The organism is Novosphingobium bradum (assembly GCF_042646485.1).
Classification (GTDB): Bacteria; Pseudomonadota; Alphaproteobacteria; order Sphingomonadales; family Sphingomonadaceae; genus Novosphingobium; species Novosphingobium bradum.
This window is the reverse complement of sequence record NZ_JBHRTQ010000001.1, coordinates 198,193-216,191: the sequence shown is the minus strand read 5'-3', so window position 1 is coordinate 216,191 and position 17,999 is coordinate 198,193. Positions and strand designations below refer to the sequence as shown.

Sequence of the window (17,999 nt, the reverse complement as noted above, 5' to 3'; positions counted from 1 at the left end):
TCCAGCGCCACGCCATGCTCAGCTCCCCTGCATCGGTTGATCTTGTGGTTGATCTTGTGGTTGCCCTGCCCGCCCGGCCCCGCCGCGCCAGCCTTCCAGGAACACGCCCTTGGCGACCTTGCCGGTGGCATTGCGCGGCAGGGGCGCATGGGTGAAGCCGATCGCGCGGGGCACCTTGTAGATCGCCAGGTGCGCCCGGCAATGGTCCTTGAGCGCCTGCTCATCAACCGTCGCGCCAGGCCTGACCACGCAGACCGCGACCAGTTTCTCGCCCAGCCGCGCATCGGGTTCGCCAAAGGCGATCGCCTCGGCCACTTGCGGATGATCGGCCAGCACCCGCTCCACCTCGGCGCAATAGATGTTCTCGCCGCCGGAAATGACCATGTTCTTCTTGCGGTCGACCACGTGGAGCAGGCCGGCGGGATCGAAATAGCCGATATCCCCGCTCAGCACCCAGCCGTCGCGGATCGTGGCGGCGGTGGCGGCGGGATCGTTGATGTAGCCGTTCATCGTGCTGGCGCCATAGACCGCGATCTCGCCCCGCTCGCCCGGCGCGGCATCCTCGCCCGCATCGGTCAGGATGCGGATGGCGAGGGTGGGCATGACCCGGCCCACCGCGCCGAGGTTGCGCTCGAACTCCAGCCCGCCGAACGAGGCCGCGCGCTCCATCGTCTCGCTCTGGCCATAGGTGTTGAGCATCAGGCAATTGGGCAGGGCCGCGCGCAGGGCGGCGGCCACGGCGGGCGAAAGCGCCGCCGTGCCGCTGGCGAAGAACCGCAGCTTGCCCAGCACCCCGCTGGCCGAGCGCGGCGAGGCCAGCAGGTCGAACACCATGGTCGGCACCAGCCCGAGCCGCACCACGTCCTCGCGCTCGAGGATGTCGAACACCTGGTCGACGTTCCACTTCGACACCAGGATCGTGGGCAGGCCTTTCACGATGCTGCGAAGATAGGGCAGCACCCCGGCCACGTGGAACAGCGGGCTGGACAGCACGTTGGCCGGCCGGTCGGTGGCAAGGCCGGCATAGGGGCTCTGCCCGAACTGGCTTTCATAGAGCGCATCGAAGGCCTCGTTCGCCAGGAACCCCAGGGTCAGCGAATGGGCCATGCCGCCCTGGCTGTGGACCACCCCCTTGGGAAAGCCCGTGGTGCCCGACGAGAACATGACCAGCGCCGCATCTTCCGGCTGGCGCGGGGCGAAGTCGAGCCGCAGCCCGGCCACGGGCGCGGCCGCCGCGGCAAAATCCAGCGCGCCTTGCGCCGTGCCATCGAGCAGGACCACCGGACAGGGCACCCCGCCCGCCTCGCCCAGCCGCGCAAGCCGTTCGCCGTCGCAGATCGCGGCGGCGCAGCCCACCAGGTCCATCGCCCGGCGCATCTCCTCGCCCGCGCCGCGGCTGTTGACCAGCACCGGCACCCCGCCGGCCGCCAGCACCGCGAAGAAGGCGATCATCCATTCCGCCCGGTTGGCCATGACCACGGCGACATGATCGCCGGGGCCGATGCCCAGCCTGCCGCGCAGGCTGGCGCACAGCGCGGCGGCCTGGGCCTCGAACCGGGCAAAGGTGGTCACCGCGCCGTCCAGCTCGGTCATCCGCTCGTCGGGCATGGCGCGGTGGCTGGCGATGGCCTCGCCCAGCAGCGCGTTGAGCGTGGTGGGCGCGTGGCGGAACATGATCTGCTCGTGCCCGCGAAAGCGCCGGATCTCCATCTCGTAGGGCGTTCCCGGGGCGACCAGCGCGGCTGGAACGGGAAAACTGCTCTGGTAGACGTGCACCGGCCACTCCTCTTGCCCCGCGCCGGATGCTACAGGGCGCGCGGCCCGCGGCAAGCAATCCGCCCCGCTTGTTCGCCGGGACGATGTATCGCCGCCGGCCTGCGCGCAAAAAATGCTGACAGGGCAGGGCAAACCGCGCAGAACCGCCTGGGGGAGTGGAGCGAACACATGACGATCGATCCGTTGCTGGCCCGGCTCGTGCCCAGGCTGCGCGCAGCAGTCGGGGTGGCCGGGGCGGTCCAGGCTGACGACGCGGCCAAGGCCACGGGCGCCTTCCTGGCCCCGCTCGACCAGTGGACCAACCGCACGGTGCTGGATTTCATCGATCACCTGCGCCAGCTTGCCGACGACGAATACATGGGACTTGGCGCCGGCCCCTGCGCGCCGGGCGCCTCCAATTTCTTGATCGAGCTGGGCACCCGCTGCGCGACCCTGCGCGAGGCGATCACCATGGGCCTGCGCTTCATGCGGATGGCCACCAGGGCGATCGCCTTCGATCTCGCGGAAGAGGGCGAGCGCGCCGTGATCACCTTCCGCGAGGCCGCCAGCCCGCGCGATCCCGGCCTGATCCTGTCGGACTGGACGATGATCTCGTGGCACAAGCTGATGCAATGGCTGATCGGCTCGGAGATCTGGCTGGAACGCACCGAATTCGCCCACCCGCTGGAGGCCGACTATACCGACTATGCCGCCATGTTCGGCAGCAACTGCATCTTCCAGTCCGATGCCGGGCGGCTGGTCTTCGCCCGCGCCCTGCTTGATCGGCGGATCATCCGCCTCCCCGGCGAGGGGGACCGGCTGAAGCCCTCCACCCCCGGCTATTTCGGCAAGCCCGGGCTGGTCAGCCGCACCTGGCAGCAACTGGTCCGCAACCTCCTCCACGTGGAAATGGCCAAGGGCAACCCGCCGCTCACCATCGAGGAACTGGCCACCGAATTCGGGGTCAGCAGCCAGACCGTGCGGCGGCGGCTGCGCGAGGAAGGCATCGGCTTTCGCGCGCTCAAGGCCGAGGTGCGGATGGAGATTGCCCGGCATATGCTGGTCGACCGGCAGGTGACCCAGTCCGAGGCCTCGATCGCCGCCGGCTTCGCCGAACCGAATGCCCTGTCGCGCGCGCTGCGCCTCAGCCAGGGGATCAGCCCGCGCGAACTGCGCTCGCAGGTGCTGGGCGAGACCAAGGGCAAAGGCGAGGCCAGGGACGATGCCGAATAGGCCCGCTGGCAGGTTTCGCTGATCGTTGTTGTCCGATTCTGGACTGGCGCGCCGGGCCGGGCGGAGCGATCATGCCCCCAATGGCAACAAACCCTGGGAGCAGGACGATGGAAAACGTAGTCAAACTCAAGGAACGCAAGACCGCCCGCGAACTGCTCAAGGGCGTCAAGGTCGTCGATGCCGACACCCACATCACCGAATGGCCCGACCTGTGGACCTCGCGCGCGCCGGCCGCCTTCAAGGACCGGATGCCCCAGCGCAAGGTCGTCGATGGCGTGATGCGCTGGATGATGGGCGATTACGAGCTGGCCAAGAACTATGGCTATTCCTCGATCATGAAGGATGGCTCGAAGCTGCCGGGCCTCGAATTCTTCGACCACCCGCTCGAAGACGTCACCCCCGGCGCCTACGACGTGCACGAACGCGTCGCCTATCTCGACCGCGAGGGCATCGCCGCCCAGGTCGCCTATACCAACCTGCTCGGCTTCGGCGGCGGCAAGGCGCTCCAGGTCGATGAAGTGCTGCGCGAGATGTCGATCCAGATCCAGAACGACGCCATGGCCGAGATGCAGGCCATCTCGAAGAACCGCGTCTACCCGATGGCCATGCTGCCGTGGTGGGACGTGAAGAAGGCCGTGGCCGAAGCGGTGCGCGCCTCCGACATGGGCCTGCGCGGGATCAACATCCACGCCAACCCGCAGCACCACGGCCTGCCCGATCTCGCCACCGACTACTGGGCGCCGCTGTGGGAGCTGTGCGAGGATCGCGGCCTGCCGGTCAACTTCCATGTCGGCTTCTCGCAGGGCGCCGATGGCTGGGAAGTGTCCGACGTCTGGCCGAGCCACACCGGCTATGAAAAGTATGCGGTCAGCGGCGCCATGCTGTTCGCGCCGAACATGATCACCATGCTCAACCTGCTGGTGTCCGACATCTTCAAGCGCCACCCCGGACTCAAGTTCACCTCGGTGGAAAGCGGCCTGGGCTGGGTGCCCTATATGCTCGAAAACCTCCAGTTCCACTGGGACGAGAACATGGGCGGCCGCGAGGCGTCGATCTTCGACACGTTCCGCAAGCACTTCTACGTGTGCTACTGGGCCGAGCGCGAAGGCACCCTCGATGCGGTCCGCCGGGTCGGCGCCGAGAACGTCTTGTTCATGACCGACTGGCCGCACCCGACCTGCCTCTATCCCGATCCGATCGGCTACCACCAGACCACGCTGGAACAGCTCGATCCGCAGTCGGCCGCGAAGATCTTCGGCCAGAACGCGGAAAAGCTCTACCGCATGGATCTCAGCCAGGCGCCCGCCGCCAGCTGATCTGCCGCCAGGGCAGGCAAAGGGGGCGCCGGATTCGATCCGGCGCCCCTTTTTCGTGGCTCAGGCCCAGACCGGATCAGGCCCGGATCAGGCCCGGATCAGGCCCGGATCAGGCCCGGCGCGGATCGACCAGGATCTTGACCAGGGCGCCCGGCGAGGCCAGCTCGTCAAAGGCGGCGGCCAGGTCCGAACGGCCCACCACCTTGCTCACGAAGGGCGCGACATCGATCTGCCCTTCCGCGATCCGGTGCAGCGTTTCGGCAAATTCGTCCGGCGTATAGGCATAGACGAAATCGAACCGCAGCTGCTTGCGAAGCGCCATCACCGGCACGATCGTGTCGGGGTGGGCGCAGGTGCCCACCAGCACCAGTTGCGAATGGGGTGGCGCCTGCTCGATAATCCCCTGGATCAGCCCCTTGGCGCCCACGCATTCGAAGATCACCGCGCGGCGCGTGTCGCGCCCGGCCAGTTCCGCCTCGGTGGCCGCAGCCAGGGTGGCGGGAACGTCGAACCGATCCCACAGGTCATGCGGCGAAGACGTGCCCGGATCGACCACCACGTCGGCCCCCACCCGCGCCGCCAGCTCGCGCCGCGCGGCGGAATAGTCGGCCGCGATCACCGGCCCGATCCCGCGCGCCTTGAGCGAGGCGATCACCGCCAGCCCCACCGGCCCGCAGCCGATCACCAGCGCCACCGGGCGCGTCGCCGGATCGGCCTTGCCCGCGGCATGGGCGCCCACGGCCATCGGCTCGGTGAGCGCGGCGTGCTCGGAGGAAAGCCCGTTGGGCACTTCCAGCAGGGTCCGCTCGGTCAGCAGCATCTTCTCGCCGAAGCCGCCGGGAAAGCGGTTGGAAAAGCCCACCAGCTCCTGCCCGTTCGGGCCATAGGCATAGGGCACCGAAACCACCCGCGTGCCCGCCTTCAGCCCATGGGTGCAGCCCGGCCCGTGATCAAGGATCTCGCCGCAGAACTCGTGGCCCATGATCATGTCGCGGCTGGGGTCGATCGTGCCGCTGCTGGCGTTGCCACTGCGCTTGACCGATTCGTCCAGCCCCTTGAGCGCGTGGAGGTCCGAGCCGCAGATCCCGCAGGCATGGGTGGCGACCAGCACCTGCCCCATGCCCGGCACCGGATCGGCGCAATCGGCCTCGATCAGCGCGGCGCCCCGCCGGACAACTGCCTTCATCCTCGCTCTCCCGTGTTCCGGGCCGGACTTCCGATCCCGGCCGGCCTGGTTCAGCGCCGGTCGAGAAAGACCGTCTGCAACGAGGTGCCGAACATCCCCCGCTCATCGCCGATCCGGCCCCGGCTGATGCCGATCCCGGTCCCGGTGCCTTCGCTTTCGGCCTCGACCAGCAGCCAGTCGCCCACCGGCTCGCGAGTCATGTAGACCGCGATATCAAGGTTGGCGAGGGTCCACTCGCGCAGCGGCAGCAGCGGCGCGGTGCCGGCCGAATAGTCGGCGATCATCGCCATGCGCGCCATCGGGGAAAGCGGCTCGCCCGCGATCACCTCGGCGGTGAACCGGGTCCAGGTCGAGCCGGGTCCGGGGGTGTGGTAGTCGCCCACCAGCCGCACCGAATCGAACCACGGCTGCGGATCGACATCGGCGCCCGCGCCGGGCAGCGAATGGGCCAGCGGCGGCGGCGCCTCGGGCGAGCTGCCCTGGCGCAGGCGCAGCGTGGTGGCGTGGACCACCGGCTTGTCGCCGGTCAGCAGGCGCACTTCCAGCGTCTGCATCCGCTTGCCCTCGCGCAGCACCCGCACCTCGGTCGTCAGCGGCTCCAGCGGGATCGCGCCGAGGATGTCGATCGTCAGGCGCGCGGTGATCATCGGGGTGATCGTGGGCACGGCATCGATGGTCTGCCCGACCAGGCCCGCCAGGGCCACGCCAAGCTGGGCCTTGGGATTCCACGGGCTGACCCCCAGCCCGGTGGGGACGAACCGCTCCCCGTCGCGGCTGTAGAAGGCGCTGGGCCGCTCGCTCATTCGGCCGGCTCCGCTTCGGCCAGGACCTCGGCGTTGTGTTCGCCAAGGCCGGGCGCGTGGCGGTAGATGTTGGCCGGCGTGCGCGAGAACTTCACCGGCGGCTTGAGCATATTGTAGCCGCCCACGTCCGGATGCTCGTAGCGCCGGAACATCCCCACCGCGGCAAGGTGCGGATCGCTTTCCAGGTCTTCCAGCCGGTTCATCTTCATCACCGGGATCGACATCGGGCGCAGCAGGTCGAGCCATTCCTGCGTGGTCTTGGTCGCCGCGGCCTTCTCGACCAGGGCATAGAGCTCCTGGATGTTCTGGTTGCGCGCGGCAAAGTCGGCGAAGCGCGGGTCCTCGGCGAATTCGGGGCCATAGCCGGCGGTCTCGAAGAACTGGCGCCACTGGGTGTCGTTGTAGGGCAGCAGGCCGATGTAGCCGTCCCTGGTCTTGAACGGCTTGCGGTAGGGATTGATCACGCGCGGATAGCCATAGTCGCCGGTCGGCGGATCGTAGGTGTGGTTGTAGAGATGCTCGACCATGGTGAAGGCGGTGATGCATTCGAACATCGGCACCTCCACGAACTGCCCCTCGCCGGTGCGGGCGCGGTGCAGCAGGGCGGCAGTGAGCGCCTGCGACATGAACAGGCCCGAGACCTTGTCGGCGGCCAGCGTGGGCAACAGGTGCGGCTCCATGCCGGGGTTGGTGCGCGGCAGCACGTCGGCCAGGCCCGTGGCGGCCTGGATCAGGTCGTCATAAGCCGGATCGCCGGCATAGGGACCTTCCGCGCCGAAGCCGGCGGCATGGGCATAGACGATATCGGGCTTCAGCTCGCGCACGTCCTCGTAGGACAGGCCCAGCCGCTTCAGCCCTTCGTAGCGCACCGAGGCGACGAAGGCATCGCAGGTGGCGATCAGCCGCTTGAGCGCGGCGAGATCGTCGGGGTTACGCAGGTTGAGCACCACCGAGCGCTTGTTGCGATTGATGCCCAGGAAGATCACGCCCATGTTCTCCACGCCCTCGGGCTGGATGCCGGTCTGGCGCATCACGTCGCCGCCGGCCGCGCCCGCGCGCGCCGGATCTTCCACCTTGATCACCTCGGCCCCCTGGTCGGCCAGCAGCGAGGTGGCATAGGCGCCATTCACCACGCTGGTCATGTCAAGGATGCGGATGCCGGCCAGCGGGCCGGTCGGGCGGGAGTCAATCGTGGCCGGTCGATTCGTTGCCGGTGTGGTCATGGGCATTCTCCATCGATGGATTCGGACAAAAGGGCGATCGTGCGCCGCAACTGGGCGACGATCGCGGATTCGTTGCGCTCCAGGCGCGAAACATAGCCGGCCACGGCCAGCGCCAGCGGGCGGCCGAAGGGCGCCTGGGGCAGGGTCATGGCGATCAGGCCCACCCCCTCGGACATGGTGTGCCGGGAAAAGGCATAACCGAGCGCGCGGGTTTCGTGGATGCGGTCCATCAGCTCGGCCTCGCCGATCCGGTCGATCCCGTAGGCATCGATCCGCTCGCGCAGGCGCAGGATCTCGGCGTCAGGCTGGGCGGCGAGCAAGGCCCAGCCCACGCCCGAGCGCACCAGCGAACGCTTGAGCCCCGGCTCGGCGCGGAACTGCAGCGGCTCGTCGGAATAGACGATGTGGAGATACTGCGCGTGCAGGTCGCTCTGCGCGGCGAGAATCACCGCCTCGCCGGTCTGCTCGTGCAGGGCTTCCATCGGGTGGGCGAAGTGGACCTTGCCGAACCAGGCCTCCTCGGCCCACCGCCCGAGCAGGGCCACCCGCATGGTCGGCAGATAGGTCCGCCCGGCCCGGTCGTAGGCCAGATAACCCAGGTCCACCAAGGACTTGACTATGGCGCTGGCGCTCGATGCGGGATAGCCCAGCATCTCGGTGATGTCCTTGAGCGCCAGCGGACGGCGCTCACGATCAAAGGCGTCGAGAATCGCCAGGGTTCGCACCGCCGATTTGACGCCTTCGCTCACGCCCACTCCAGGTTCACCATCGCGGCCCACATATGTGAAAAGAAAATTCACATATAGGCATGAAACCCTCAGTGGGCTAACCCACGGGCTTTGGTCAATGGTCTTGGGGATTGCGCCATGGATTTCGCGCTCAGCGACGAGCACCGGATGCTCAAGGAACTGGTCGAACGCTTCGTCAAGGACGAGCTGGTTCCGCTCGAACCGATCGTGCTCGCGCGCGAAGCCAGCGGCGGCCCGGCGGGCCTGCCCGAGGCCGATCTGCTGCGCCTCAATGAACGCGCCAAGGAACTGGGCCTCTACGGCCTCGATGCGCCCGAAGATGTCGGCGGGCTCGATCTGCCGGCCGTGGCCATGGTCGGCGTGCAGGAAGCGCTCGGCCACTCGGTCGTCCAGTACATCCTCCCGCCCGACAGCCCGAACCTGCGGATGATGATGCAGACCGTGACCGAGCGGCAGCGCGAGGCCTACCTGGCCCCCTATGTCGCGGGCAAGACCGTCTCGGCCATGGGCATTTCCGAGCCGGGCGCCGGCTCCGATCCCGCCGCGATGAAGACCCGCGCCGTCCGCGATGGCGACGATTGGGTGCTCAACGGCCGCAAGATCTGGATCAGCAAGGCGCCGGATGCCGATTTCACCATCGTCATGGCGGTCACCGATCCGGCCAAGGGCGCGCGCGGCGGCATCTCGGCCTTCCTGGTCGACAAGGGCACGCCGGGCTACAACGTCCTTCGCAAGATCCCGATGATCGCCGGCAACACCACCTATGAGGTCGTGCTGGAAGATTGCCGGGTCGAAGGCTGGAAGCTGCTCGGCAAGGAAGGCCAGGGCTTCGCGCCGATGCAGACGCGCCTGGGCACCCGCCGCTGCGAGATCGCGGCCTGGTCGGTGGGCATGGCCCAGCGCGCGCTCGATATGCTGATCGACTATGCGCCCCAGCGCACCACCTTCGGCAAGCCCCTGTCGGAACGCCAGGCGATCCAGTTCTGGATTTCGGAAGCCGCCACCAAGATCCAGGCCGCCCGCCTGATGACCTACCACTGCGCGTGGAAGCTCGATCAGGGCATGGACGTCCGCAACGAGATCTCGATGATCAAGTGGTATGCCAGCGAAATGGCCTACGAAACGGTCGACCGGGTGATGCAGGCCTTCGGCGCCATGGGCATGACCAAGGAAATGCCGCTCCAGCTGATGGCCCAGAAGCTGCGTAACGCGCGGATCTACGATGGCGCCACGGAAATCCACAAGTGGGTGATCGCCCGCAACCTGCTCGGCACCCGCGCATGAAGGCGGCCTATGGCGATCATGTCGGGGTGGCGATGGCCGGCAACGTGGCGGTTGTCACGATCGACCGGGCGCCCCACAATTTCGTCTCGGTCGAGTTCATGCGCGATCTGGCCGATGCCTTCGACGAGGCCGACGCCGATCCCCAGGTGCGCGCCATCGTTCTCCAGGCCGAAGGCAAGAGCTTCTGCGCCGGCGCCGATTTCGCCGCGAAAAGCGACGGGCCGGCGGTGGATTCGCTCGGCATTCCCGCGCTCTATGGCGAGGCGATCCGCATCTATTCCACGAAGAAGCCGATCGTGGCCGCCGTCCAGGGCGCCGCGGTCGGCGCCGGGCTGGGGCTGGTGCTGGCCGCCGATTTCCGCGTGGTCAGCCCCGAGGCGCGCTTCGTCGCCAACTTCGTCAAGCTCGCCTTCCACCCGGGCTTCGGCATCTCGATGATGCTGCCCAGGCTGATCGGCGACCAGAAGGCGGCGCTGATGATGCTCACCGGGCGGCGGATCAAGGGCGACGAGGCCGTGGCCTGGGGCCTGGCCGATGACTGCGTGCCCGCCGACCAGCTGCGTGCCGCCGCACTCGCCCTTGCCACCGAGATCGCCGAAGGCGGGCCGTTGGCGATCATGGCGATCCGCAAGACCCTGCGCGGCGATCTGGGCGCGGAAATCCGCGAACGCACGGCGATGGAATTCGCCATCCAGAGCCAGCTCAACAAGACCGAGGATTTCGCCGAGGGCGTACGCTCGGTGGCCGAACGGCGGCCCGGCCGGTTCACCGGCCGCTGACGAACCGCCCCGGCGCGCGGGCGCCGGGCGGGATCACCAGCCAGGCGCGCGAAGCGCCGGCAAGCGGGAGAGAAGGATGCAGCAGGCTGGTTCGGCACGAGCCGCGGAATGGCGGGCGCACTGGCCGCTGGTCCTGGCCGCTTTCGCCGGGGTTTCCCTCCCCAGCATCGCGGTCAATTCGATGGGCCTGTTCATCGCCCCGATCCAGGCCGAATTCGGCTGGAACCGCACCCTCGCCGCGGCGGGGATCACCGTGGTCGGCCTGCTCGTCGTCCCCTTCTCCCCGCTGGTCGGCGCGCTGGTCGATCGCTGGGGCTCGCGGCGGATCGCCCTGCCCGGCGTGGTCCTCACCGGCACCTCGCTGGCCCTGCTGGGCACGGCCCACGGCTCGTCGGGCGAATGGTTCCTGCTGTGGAGCCTGGTCGGCCTCGCCAACCTGCTGATCAGTCCCACAGTGTGGATGGCGGCCATCGCCGGCACCTTCACCGCGGCACGCGGCTCGGCCCTGGCCCTCTCGCTGGCCGGCTCCTCGTTCACCTCGGCGGTCGCCCCGCCCGTGGCCCATTACCTGATCGCCGCCCATGGCTGGCGCATGGCCTACCTGCTGCTTGGCCTGGTCTGGGCGCTGCCGGTGCTGGTGCTGGTCGCGCTGCTGTTCTTCGACGCCCACGATCGCACCCGCAAGGCCAGGGCCGCCGCCGCGCGCGGCGCCACCCCGGCAACCGCGACACCCGCCGCCCAACTCGCCGCCCCGCTCGATGGCCTGTCCATCCCGCAGGCGGTCCGCAGCCTGCCGCTGTGGCGGATCGGCCTCGCCACGCTCATCACCATGACCCTGAGCACGGCCATGCTGGTCCACAAGGTGCCGATCCTCACCGAAGTCGGCGTCGATCGCGCCACGGCGGCCTGGCTGGCCGGACTTGGCGGGCTGGCGGCCATCGCCGGCAAGCTGGTCACCGGCTGGCTGACCGACCGCTTCGATGCCGGCCTCGTCGGCGGGATCACGCTGGCCACCTCGGCGCTGGCCTTCGTCTTCCTGCTCGAACAGTTCCGCACGCCGGCGCTGATCGTGGGTTCGATGGTGATCATCGGCTATGGCGGCGGCACCAAGCTGCAGATCTGCGCCCACCTCACCGGGGTCTATGGCGGCCTGCGAAACTACGGCAAGATCTTCGGGGTGATGGCGGGCCTCGTCTCGCTCGCCGCCGGGGTCGGCCCGGTGCTCTCGGGCCTCGCCTATGACCTGGCCGGCAGCTACAGCCCGGTGATCGTGGCCGGCACGATCGGCAACGCGATATCGGCGCTGCTGCTGATCCGGCTGGGCACCCCGCCGCGCTGGCGCAAGCCCCTGGCCCAGGCCGAAGAACCGGGCTTTTCCGGCCCTGTCCCGGCCTAGCCCGCTCCGCCGGGGCTTGCCCCCGGCGCCTTGGGGCAGCTAGGCACCCGGCGGAATCTGTTGTAGGCGCGCCCCAACACCCGGACGGGGCCGGAATTCACTTTCGAGGATAGCATGGACATCGATCTCACCGACGACCAGCGGATGCTGCAGGACACCACCCGCCGGTTTCTGGAAGACCGTTCGCCGGTCACCGCCCTTCGCAAGATCGCCGACAACAAGTTGGGCCTCGATCGCGCCATCTGGCGCGAATGTGCCGAGCAGGGCTGGGTCGCGCTGTTCGTGCCCGAAGCCTTCGGCGGCTTTTCCGAAAGCGCGCAAGGCGTGCTCGATGCCGCGATCATCGCGGAAGAAACCGGCCGCGTGGTCTTTTCCGGCCCGCTGCTGCCCACCTGCGTTGCCGCCTTCGCCATCGCCCAGGCCGGCAGCGATGCCCAGCGCGAGGCGCTGCTCCCCGGCCTCGCCGCCGGTGAAACGGTCGCCGCCTGGTGCCTGTCCGGCCCGGGCGTGCGCGCCGGGATCGAACCGGGCGGCGTGATCGCCACCCGCGATGGCGATGGCTTCGTGCTGAATGGCACCGCCGGCTTCGTCCAGGATGCCGCCGATGCCGACCTGCTGCTGGTCACCGCGGTCGATGGCGCCAACAACAATGGGGCCGGCGTCTCGCAGTTCGTCATCCCCGCCGGAACCGCCGGGATCACCCTGGCCCCGCGCAACGCCCTCGATCTCGGCCGTCGCCTGGCCGATGTCCGCTTCGACGGCGTGCGCCTCGGCGCCGATGCCCTGCTCGGCACGGCCGGTGAAGCCGCCGCCATGGTCGAGCGCCAGCTCCAGCTCGCCCTGGTCCTGCAAAGCGCCGAAACCGTCGGCGTGACCGACCGCGCGCTCGAATTCACCCTCGATTACATGAAGCAGCGCATGGCCTTCGGCCGGCCGATCGGCTCGTTCCAGGCACTCAAGCACCGGGTCGCCGATCATGCCACCCAGCTCGAAGGCGCCAAGGCCGCCGTCGCCCACGCCGCCCGCGCGGTCCATGAAGGCGCCGCCGATGCCGCGATCGCGGTCTCGGTCGCCAAGAGCCAGAGCGGCCGCTGGGGCACCGAGATCATCCGCGACTGCCTGCAACTGCACGGCGGCATCGGCATGACCTGGGAGCACGACATCCACTTCTACCTGCGCCGCGCCGTCTCCAACGAGGCGCTGTGGGGCGCGCCGCCGGTCCACCACGAACGGCTCTGCCGCCTCGCCGGGCTGTAAGGCCACCATGGCGCAGGACACCTCCGTCCGCGACGACGAGGCGCAGCGGGCCTTCCGCCTGAAGGCCCGCGCCGTTCTCGCCGAACAGCTCCCCCCGCGCGTCCCCGGCCAGACCGAGATGGTCTGGGACGACGAGACCGTGGCAACCGACCGGCGCAGCCAGCGCGCGCTGTGGGATGCGGGCCTGGCCGCGATCACCCTGCCGCGCGAATATGGCGGGCTCGGCCTGTCGCAGCGCCATGCCGACATCTTCTACGAGGAAGCGACCGCCTACCGCCTGCCCTGGCAGTTCGGTATCGGCTTCAACGTGGTCATTCCCACGGTGCTGGCCCACGGCACGGAAGAGCAGAAGCAGTGGGTCGTGCGCGGAATGTACAGCGGCGAGCACATCTGGTGCCAGCTCCTGTCCGAACCCTCGGGCGGCTCCGACCTGGCCGGCGTCCTGACCCGCGCGGAACAGCACGGCGACGAATGGCGCCTCACCGGGTCCAAGGTGTGGACCACCGGCGCCACCCATGCCGACTATGGCATCTGCCTTGCCCGCACCGATCCCGCCGTGCCCAAGCACGCCGGGCTCACCATGTTCCTGGTGAACCTGCGCCAGCCCGGCATGGACATCAATCCGATCACCCTGCTCAACGGCACGGTCGAATTCTGCCAGGAATTCCTCGACGATGTCGTGGTGCCCGATAAGCACCGGCTCGGCCCGGTCGGCGGCGGGTGGACCGTGGCCTCCACCCAGCTCCAGGCCGAACGCAGCGGAATGTCGCGCGGGTGGCACGAAGGCGTGGCCCTCGCGGTCGAAAGCCCCGAGATCACGCTGTCGTCCCATTACGTCACCCTCGCCCGCGAGGCCGGGGTGCTCGATGATCCCGCCGCCCGCCAACTGCTGGGCGAGGCCTTCGTGGTCGACGCGGTCCAGAAGATCACGGTCAAGCGCGTGTCGCAGGGCGTCCGCAACAAGGCGCTGCCCCCTTCGGCCAGCGCGCTGTCGAGCCTGATGACCTCGCGCTGCAACATCCGGCGCAGCGCCCTGCTTTCGGCCATGGTCGGCCCGCTGGGCGTGATCGACACCCCGGGGCACGAGGAACGCTCGGTCGGCATGGCCCGCGTCGCCACTCACCGGATCGGCGGCGGCACGCTGGAAACCCAGCTCAATTCGATCTCCGAGCGCCACCTGGGCCTGCCGCGCGAAGCCGATCCCAGCCGCGACGTGCCCTTCAACCAGGTCCGCACCAACAAGCCCCGCCCCTGAAGGCGGCGGCTTGACGGAACGCCGCGCCCGGCTCCCCTCCCCGGCGGGGAGGGGCCGGGGGGTGGGGGAGCGGGGCCGAAGGCCGCGCGTCACGGCGCCGCCGCACGCCCCCACCCAGCCTCCCCCGCAAGGGGGAGGAGGTCAGTCCGCCCCGTTCGGGTCAGCCCAGCTGTTCGACCGGGACCGTGTTCATGAAGCCCAGCGTGGCCGCCGAGGTCGCGGGTTCGGGCAGGCCTTCGAGCACCGCGGGCATGACCCGGGCGATGTCGGCCGTGGTCCAGTCGCCGCCTTCGGCCTTGCGCCCGGCCAGCGGACGCGGGGTATCGTAGACGAAGAAGCCATCGGCGCCGACATGGAAGGCACGGCCGGTCACCGTGGCCTCGGGGCTGAGCAGGTAGACCACCAGCGGCGAGACCTTGGCCGGGTTCAGGCGCTCCTCGCCGCCGGCCGGCATCACGCCGGCGGTCAGCCGGGTGGCGGCGATCGGGGCGATGGCGTTGACCCGCACGCCGTAGCGCGCCAGCTCGCGCGAGGCGATGATGGTCAGCGCGGTGACGCCGGCCTTGGCCGCGCTGTAATTGGTCTGGCCCGGGGTGTAATACATACTCGAACCGGAAGTGGTGTTGACCACCGCGGCGTTGACCGGAGCGCCGGTTTCCTTCGACCGATCGCGCCACCAGGCCGCGGCATGGTGCATCATCGCCGCCGAACCCTTGAGGTTGACGTTGAGCGCGATGTCCCAGTCCGCCTCGGTCATGTTGGCCAGCATCCGGTCGCGCAGCACGCCGGCATTGTTCACCAGCGCATCGAGCCGGCCGAAGGTGTCGATCGCCTTGCGGACGATCCCGCCGGCCGCTTCCCAGTTGGACACGTCCGAGCCGTCGACGATCGCCGTGCCGCCCATGGCCTTGATCTCGGCCACCACTTCCTCGGCCGGGGTCAGGTCGGCGCCGGTGCCGTTGCCTTCGCCGCCGAGGTCGTTGACGACCACCGCATAGCCGGCCTGGGCCAGCGCGAGGGCGTGGGAGCGGCCGATGCCGCGGGCGGCGCCGGTAACGATGGCGACGGGCTTGTCAGATTCTGCCATGAAGGCCTCCTGTTGTGCGAATGATGATAATGGGATGAATCAGGCGCCGATCTGGCAACGCCCGTTGTTGAGCGCGACGATCCCGCGCGCGGCGACGCGGCTGCGGAAGGAAACGATGTCGCCATCGATCCAGATGTCGGTGTGCAAAGTTTCCCCGGGGAAAATCGGCGAGGTGAAGCGCGCGTCGAAGCTCTTCATCCGGGTCGGATCAAGCCCGCAGACCGCATCGAGCACCGAGCGGCAGCTGATCCCGTAGGTGCACATCCCGTGGAGGATAGGCCGGTCGAACCCGCCGCGCTTCGCCGCCGCCGGGTGGGCATGAAGCGGATTGCGATCGCCGTTGAGGCGATAGAGCAGGGCGTCGTCGGTGCGGGTGCGGGCTTCATACACCATGTCGGGTTCGCGCTCGGGCAACTGGTGCGGCACGAAGGTGGACTTGGCCGGGCCGCCGCAGCCGCCATCGGCGCGGGCGAAGATCAGGTGATCGACCCGGAAGGCCGCGCTGTCCTCGCCGGCCATGCGGCCTTCGGACGACACGGTGATGAGGGCGCCCTTTTCCGGCCCCTTGTCGACGATCTCGGAGATCCAGCTGTTGAGCCGCACCTCGCCGGCAGAGGGCAGCGGGCGGTAGAGCGCGAGGCGTTCCTCGCCGTGGAGGATGCGCGCGACGGTGATCCCGGCGCCGCCGATCACCCGGGCGCCCTGCTGGGCGATCAGCGCGGCGAAGCTGGGGACGACCTTGAGTTCCGGCTCCTCGAACACGAAGGGCAGCTCCTCCTCGCGCTCGGCCCGGCCCATGCCGATGCCCAGGTTGTAGAGCAGCACGTCCTTGTCGCCGTAGGTGTAGCTCCAGTCCTCGAGCCGGTTGGAGATGAGATCGTCGTACTTGAAGGGCATGGGATTTCCTTTTGCGAATTCAGAGCCGGGCGGCGAGGCTGGTGGTCGGCGCGGCGGCGCCCCAGTACTGCTCGCGCAGCTTCTGCTTGTAGAGCTTGCCGGTGGGCAACCTCGGGAGACTGTCGACGAAATCGACCGAACGCGGGGTGAGCTGGCGGCCCAGCCGCTCGCGCACGAAGTCCATGATGGCCTGCGCGAGTTCCGGCGACGGCACCTGGCCCGGCGCCGGTTCGACCACGGCCTTGACCACCTCGCCCATGTCGGCATCGGGCACCCCGATCACCGCCACGTCGGCAATGGCCGGGTGCAGCGCGAGCACGTCCTCGATCTGCTGGGGGTAGATGTTGACCCCGCCCGAGACGATGGTGAAGGCCTTGCGATCGGTGAGGTAGAGATAGCCATCGGCATCGAGGTAGCCGACATCGCCCACCGAGAGCCAGTTCTCCTCCACCGGATGGTGGGCGCCCCGGGTGCGTTCGGCATCGCCGTGATAGGCAAAGGCGGTGCCCGGGGGCACTTCGCCATAGATCAGGCCCGGCTCGCCCGGCGGCAGCTCACGCCCGTCCTCGGCGCAGATGTGGAACCGGCCGGTCATCGCCTGGCCGACCGAGCCGGGATGCTCCAGCCATTCCGCGCTGCTGATCAGCGCCGCGCCGATCCCTTCGCTGGCCGAATAGTATTCGTTCACGATCGGCCCCCACCAGGCGATCATCTGCCGCTTGACCTCCATCGGGCAGGGCGCGGCGGCATGGATGGCATAGCGGTGGCTCGACAGGTCATAGCGGGCGCGCACCTCGTCCGGCAGCTTGAGCATCCGGATGAACATGGTCGGCACCCACTGGCTGTGGGTGACGCGGTATTCCTCGATCAGCCGCAGCGCCGTTTCGGCATCGAAGCGGTCCATCACCACCACCGTGCCGCCGGCCTGCAGGGTCGTCGCGGCATAGCCGAGCGGGGCGGCGTGATAGAGCGGCGCGGTGGACAGGAACACGGTGTCGGGCGCGAAGCCCATCCGTTCCATCCGCGCGGTGAGATGGACCGAGGGCTGGCCCGGCGCGCCTTCGGGCAGGGGGCGCAGGATGCCCTTGGGCTTGCCGGTGGTGCCCGAGGAATAGAGCATGAGCAGGCCCGTGCGTTCGTCGGCCAGCGGCTCGGGCGACTGGGCGGAAACGAGCGCGCGATAGTCGTCGCAGCCGGCCACCGGGCCGCCCACCGCCAGCGCGACACCGCAGCCCGGCGAGCGGGCCACGAGATCGGCCGAGCCTTCGAGCGCGCCCGAGACGATCAGCGCGCGCGCGCCGCAATCCTGGACGATATAGGCCGCCTCCGCCGCGGGCAGGTGGCGGTTGACCATGGTGAGGTAGAGGCCCGAACGCATACAGGCCCAGTAGACCTCGAAGCAGGCGAGGCTGTTCTCGAGATAGGCCGCCACGTGATCGCCCAGGCCCAGGCCATGGGCGCGCAGCAGGCGGGCCAGCTGGTTGGAGCGCTGGTCCAGCTCGCGGTAGGTCAGCGTCTCGCCGGTGCTCGGCATGATCGCGGCGAGCTTGTCGGGCTGAACCTGGGCAAAGTATCCGGGGTACACGAAAGCCCTCCCTGCCCGCGCGCGGCGCCTTGATCCTGGCGCCTTCGAGGTGGCTGGCGCGCCGCATGGGTGCCGACGCCGGCCAACCGGGCGGGCGCAAGGCTAGCCGCCCCGCCGATGGGCATCCACTATCAAATTTGAACTCGGCGATACCTTGCAGGATATCGCCGGCACCGGGCACGAAAAAGGCCGCG

At 69.0% G+C, this 17,999-nt stretch carries 15 protein-coding genes; 7 read left to right on the top strand and 8 right to left on the bottom strand.

Translation table 11 applies throughout. The features are described 5' to 3' along the window. Positions 1-18: 18 nt before the first annotated feature. Complete coding sequence (locus tag ACFOD9_RS00955; RefSeq protein ID WP_379508209.1) at positions 19-1,776, bottom strand: class I adenylate-forming enzyme family protein; 1,758 nt, start codon at positions 1,774-1,776, stop codon at positions 19-21. A gap of 168 nt (positions 1,777-1,944) precedes the next feature. Here ACFOD9_RS00955 and ACFOD9_RS00950 point away from each other — a divergent pair, with 168 nt between their 5' ends. Together ACFOD9_RS00950 and ACFOD9_RS00945 are read left to right on the top strand one after the other, a co-directional pair. After that, positions 1,945-2,988 carry an AraC family transcriptional regulator gene (locus ACFOD9_RS00950; protein WP_379508208.1) on the top strand — a complete coding sequence of 348 codons (1,044 nt, stop codon included), beginning with the start codon at positions 1,945-1,947 and terminating at the stop codon, positions 2,986-2,988. A 107-nt stretch (positions 2,989-3,095) separates the two neighbouring features. Beyond that, complete coding sequence (locus ACFOD9_RS00945) at positions 3,096-4,304, top strand: amidohydrolase family protein (protein ID WP_379508207.1); 1,209 nt, start codon at positions 3,096-3,098, stop codon at positions 4,302-4,304. A 109-nt stretch (positions 4,305-4,413) separates the two neighbouring features. Here ACFOD9_RS00945 and ACFOD9_RS00940 read toward each other — a convergent pair whose 3' ends face one another. Genes ACFOD9_RS00940 through ACFOD9_RS00925 form a run of 4 tightly spaced genes read right to left on the bottom strand, consistent with a single transcriptional unit; the run spans position 4,414 to position 8,265 of the window. Beyond that, complete coding sequence (locus ACFOD9_RS00940) at positions 4,414-5,490, bottom strand: zinc-binding dehydrogenase (protein WP_379508206.1); 1,077 nt, start codon at positions 5,488-5,490, stop codon at positions 4,414-4,416. Positions 5,491-5,540: 50 nt separating this feature from the next. Then, the gene (locus ACFOD9_RS00935) at positions 5,541-6,293 is read right to left on the bottom strand and encodes a thioesterase family protein (protein ID WP_379508205.1); all 753 of its coding nucleotides are present in this window, start codon (positions 6,291-6,293) and stop codon (positions 5,541-5,543) included. Continuing rightward, positions 6,290-7,516: a CaiB/BaiF CoA transferase family protein gene (locus ACFOD9_RS00930; protein ID WP_379508204.1), complete on the bottom strand. Its 1,227-nt coding sequence runs from the start codon at positions 7,514-7,516 to the stop codon at positions 6,290-6,292. Before ACFOD9_RS00930 ends, ACFOD9_RS00935 begins: the two co-directional genes overlap by 4 nt. Next, complete coding sequence (locus ACFOD9_RS00925; protein WP_379508203.1) at positions 7,513-8,265, bottom strand: IclR family transcriptional regulator; 753 nt, start codon at positions 8,263-8,265, stop codon at positions 7,513-7,515. Before ACFOD9_RS00925 ends, ACFOD9_RS00930 begins: the two co-directional genes overlap by 4 nt. 117 nt (positions 8,266-8,382) lie before the next feature. Here ACFOD9_RS00925 and ACFOD9_RS00920 point away from each other — a divergent pair, with 117 nt between their 5' ends. The 5 genes from ACFOD9_RS00920 (at position 8,383) to ACFOD9_RS00900 (ending at position 14,236) form a co-directional block, all read left to right on the top strand. Then, complete coding sequence (locus ACFOD9_RS00920) at positions 8,383-9,549, top strand: acyl-CoA dehydrogenase family protein (protein ID WP_379508202.1); 1,167 nt, start codon at positions 8,383-8,385, stop codon at positions 9,547-9,549. Continuing rightward, entirely contained in the window at positions 9,546-10,328 is a 783-nt protein-coding gene (locus ACFOD9_RS00915) for an enoyl-CoA hydratase/isomerase family protein (RefSeq protein ID WP_379508201.1), read from the top strand. The genes ACFOD9_RS00920 and ACFOD9_RS00915 overlap by 4 nt, the downstream gene beginning before the upstream one ends. A 76-nt stretch (positions 10,329-10,404) precedes the next feature. Then, a complete protein-coding gene (locus ACFOD9_RS00910; protein ID WP_379508200.1) occupies positions 10,405-11,724 on the top strand; it encodes an MFS transporter in 1,320 nt (439 codons plus the stop codon). Positions 11,725-11,838: 114 nt separating this feature from the next. Then, on the top strand, positions 11,839-12,981 hold the full coding sequence (locus tag ACFOD9_RS00905; RefSeq protein WP_379508199.1) for an acyl-CoA dehydrogenase family protein: 1,143 nt from the start codon (positions 11,839-11,841) through the stop codon (positions 12,979-12,981). Between the two features lie 7 nt (positions 12,982-12,988). Next, on the top strand, positions 12,989-14,236 hold the full coding sequence (locus ACFOD9_RS00900; protein ID WP_379508198.1) for an acyl-CoA dehydrogenase family protein: 1,248 nt from the start codon (positions 12,989-12,991) through the stop codon (positions 14,234-14,236). Positions 14,237-14,396: 160 nt separating this feature from the next. Here ACFOD9_RS00900 and ACFOD9_RS00895 read toward each other — a convergent pair whose 3' ends face one another. The 3 genes from ACFOD9_RS00895 to ACFOD9_RS00885 are packed head-to-tail and all read right to left on the bottom strand — an operon-like array spanning position 14,397 to position 17,805. Then, positions 14,397-15,323, bottom strand: a complete 927-nt coding sequence (locus ACFOD9_RS00895; protein WP_379508197.1) for an SDR family NAD(P)-dependent oxidoreductase — start codon at positions 15,321-15,323, stop codon at positions 14,397-14,399. A 39-nt stretch (positions 15,324-15,362) separates the two neighbouring features. Then, the gene (locus ACFOD9_RS00890) at positions 15,363-16,220 is read right to left on the bottom strand and encodes a MaoC/PaaZ C-terminal domain-containing protein (protein WP_379508196.1); all 858 of its coding nucleotides are present in this window, start codon (positions 16,218-16,220) and stop codon (positions 15,363-15,365) included. Positions 16,221-16,239: 19 nt separating this feature from the next. After that, positions 16,240-17,805 carry an acyl-CoA synthetase gene (locus tag ACFOD9_RS00885; protein ID WP_379508195.1) on the bottom strand — a complete coding sequence of 522 codons (1,566 nt, stop codon included), beginning with the start codon at positions 17,803-17,805 and terminating at the stop codon, positions 16,240-16,242. Between the last annotated feature and the right edge of the window lie 194 nt (positions 17,806-17,999).

Coding starts and splice junctions, on each gene's coding strand:
- ACFOD9_RS00920 (WP_379508202.1), top strand. CDS start 8,383: ATGGATTTCGCGCTCAGCGACGAGCACCGGATGCTCAAGGAACTGGTC.
- ACFOD9_RS00915 (WP_379508201.1), top strand. CDS start 9,546: ATGAAGGCGGCCTATGGCGATCATGTCGGGGTGGCGATGGCCGGCAAC.
- ACFOD9_RS00950 (WP_379508208.1), top strand. CDS start 1,945: ATGACGATCGATCCGTTGCTGGCCCGGCTCGTGCCCAGGCTGCGCGCA.
- ACFOD9_RS00910 (WP_379508200.1), top strand. CDS start 10,405: ATGCAGCAGGCTGGTTCGGCACGAGCCGCGGAATGGCGGGCGCACTGG.
- ACFOD9_RS00930 (WP_379508204.1), bottom strand. CDS start 7,516: ATGACCACACCGGCAACGAATCGACCGGCCACGATTGACTCCCGCCCG.
- ACFOD9_RS00895 (WP_379508197.1), bottom strand. CDS start 15,323: ATGGCAGAATCTGACAAGCCCGTCGCCATCGTTACCGGCGCCGCCCGC.
- ACFOD9_RS00890 (WP_379508196.1), bottom strand. CDS start 16,220: ATGCCCTTCAAGTACGACGATCTCATCTCCAACCGGCTCGAGGACTGG.
- ACFOD9_RS00900 (WP_379508198.1), top strand. CDS start 12,989: ATGGCGCAGGACACCTCCGTCCGCGACGACGAGGCGCAGCGGGCCTTC.
- ACFOD9_RS00940 (WP_379508206.1), bottom strand. CDS start 5,490: ATGAAGGCAGTTGTCCGGCGGGGCGCCGCGCTGATCGAGGCCGATTGC.
- ACFOD9_RS00945 (WP_379508207.1), top strand. CDS start 3,096: ATGGAAAACGTAGTCAAACTCAAGGAACGCAAGACCGCCCGCGAACTG.
- ACFOD9_RS00905 (WP_379508199.1), top strand. CDS start 11,839: ATGGACATCGATCTCACCGACGACCAGCGGATGCTGCAGGACACCACC.
- ACFOD9_RS00935 (WP_379508205.1), bottom strand. CDS start 6,293: ATGAGCGAGCGGCCCAGCGCCTTCTACAGCCGCGACGGGGAGCGGTTC.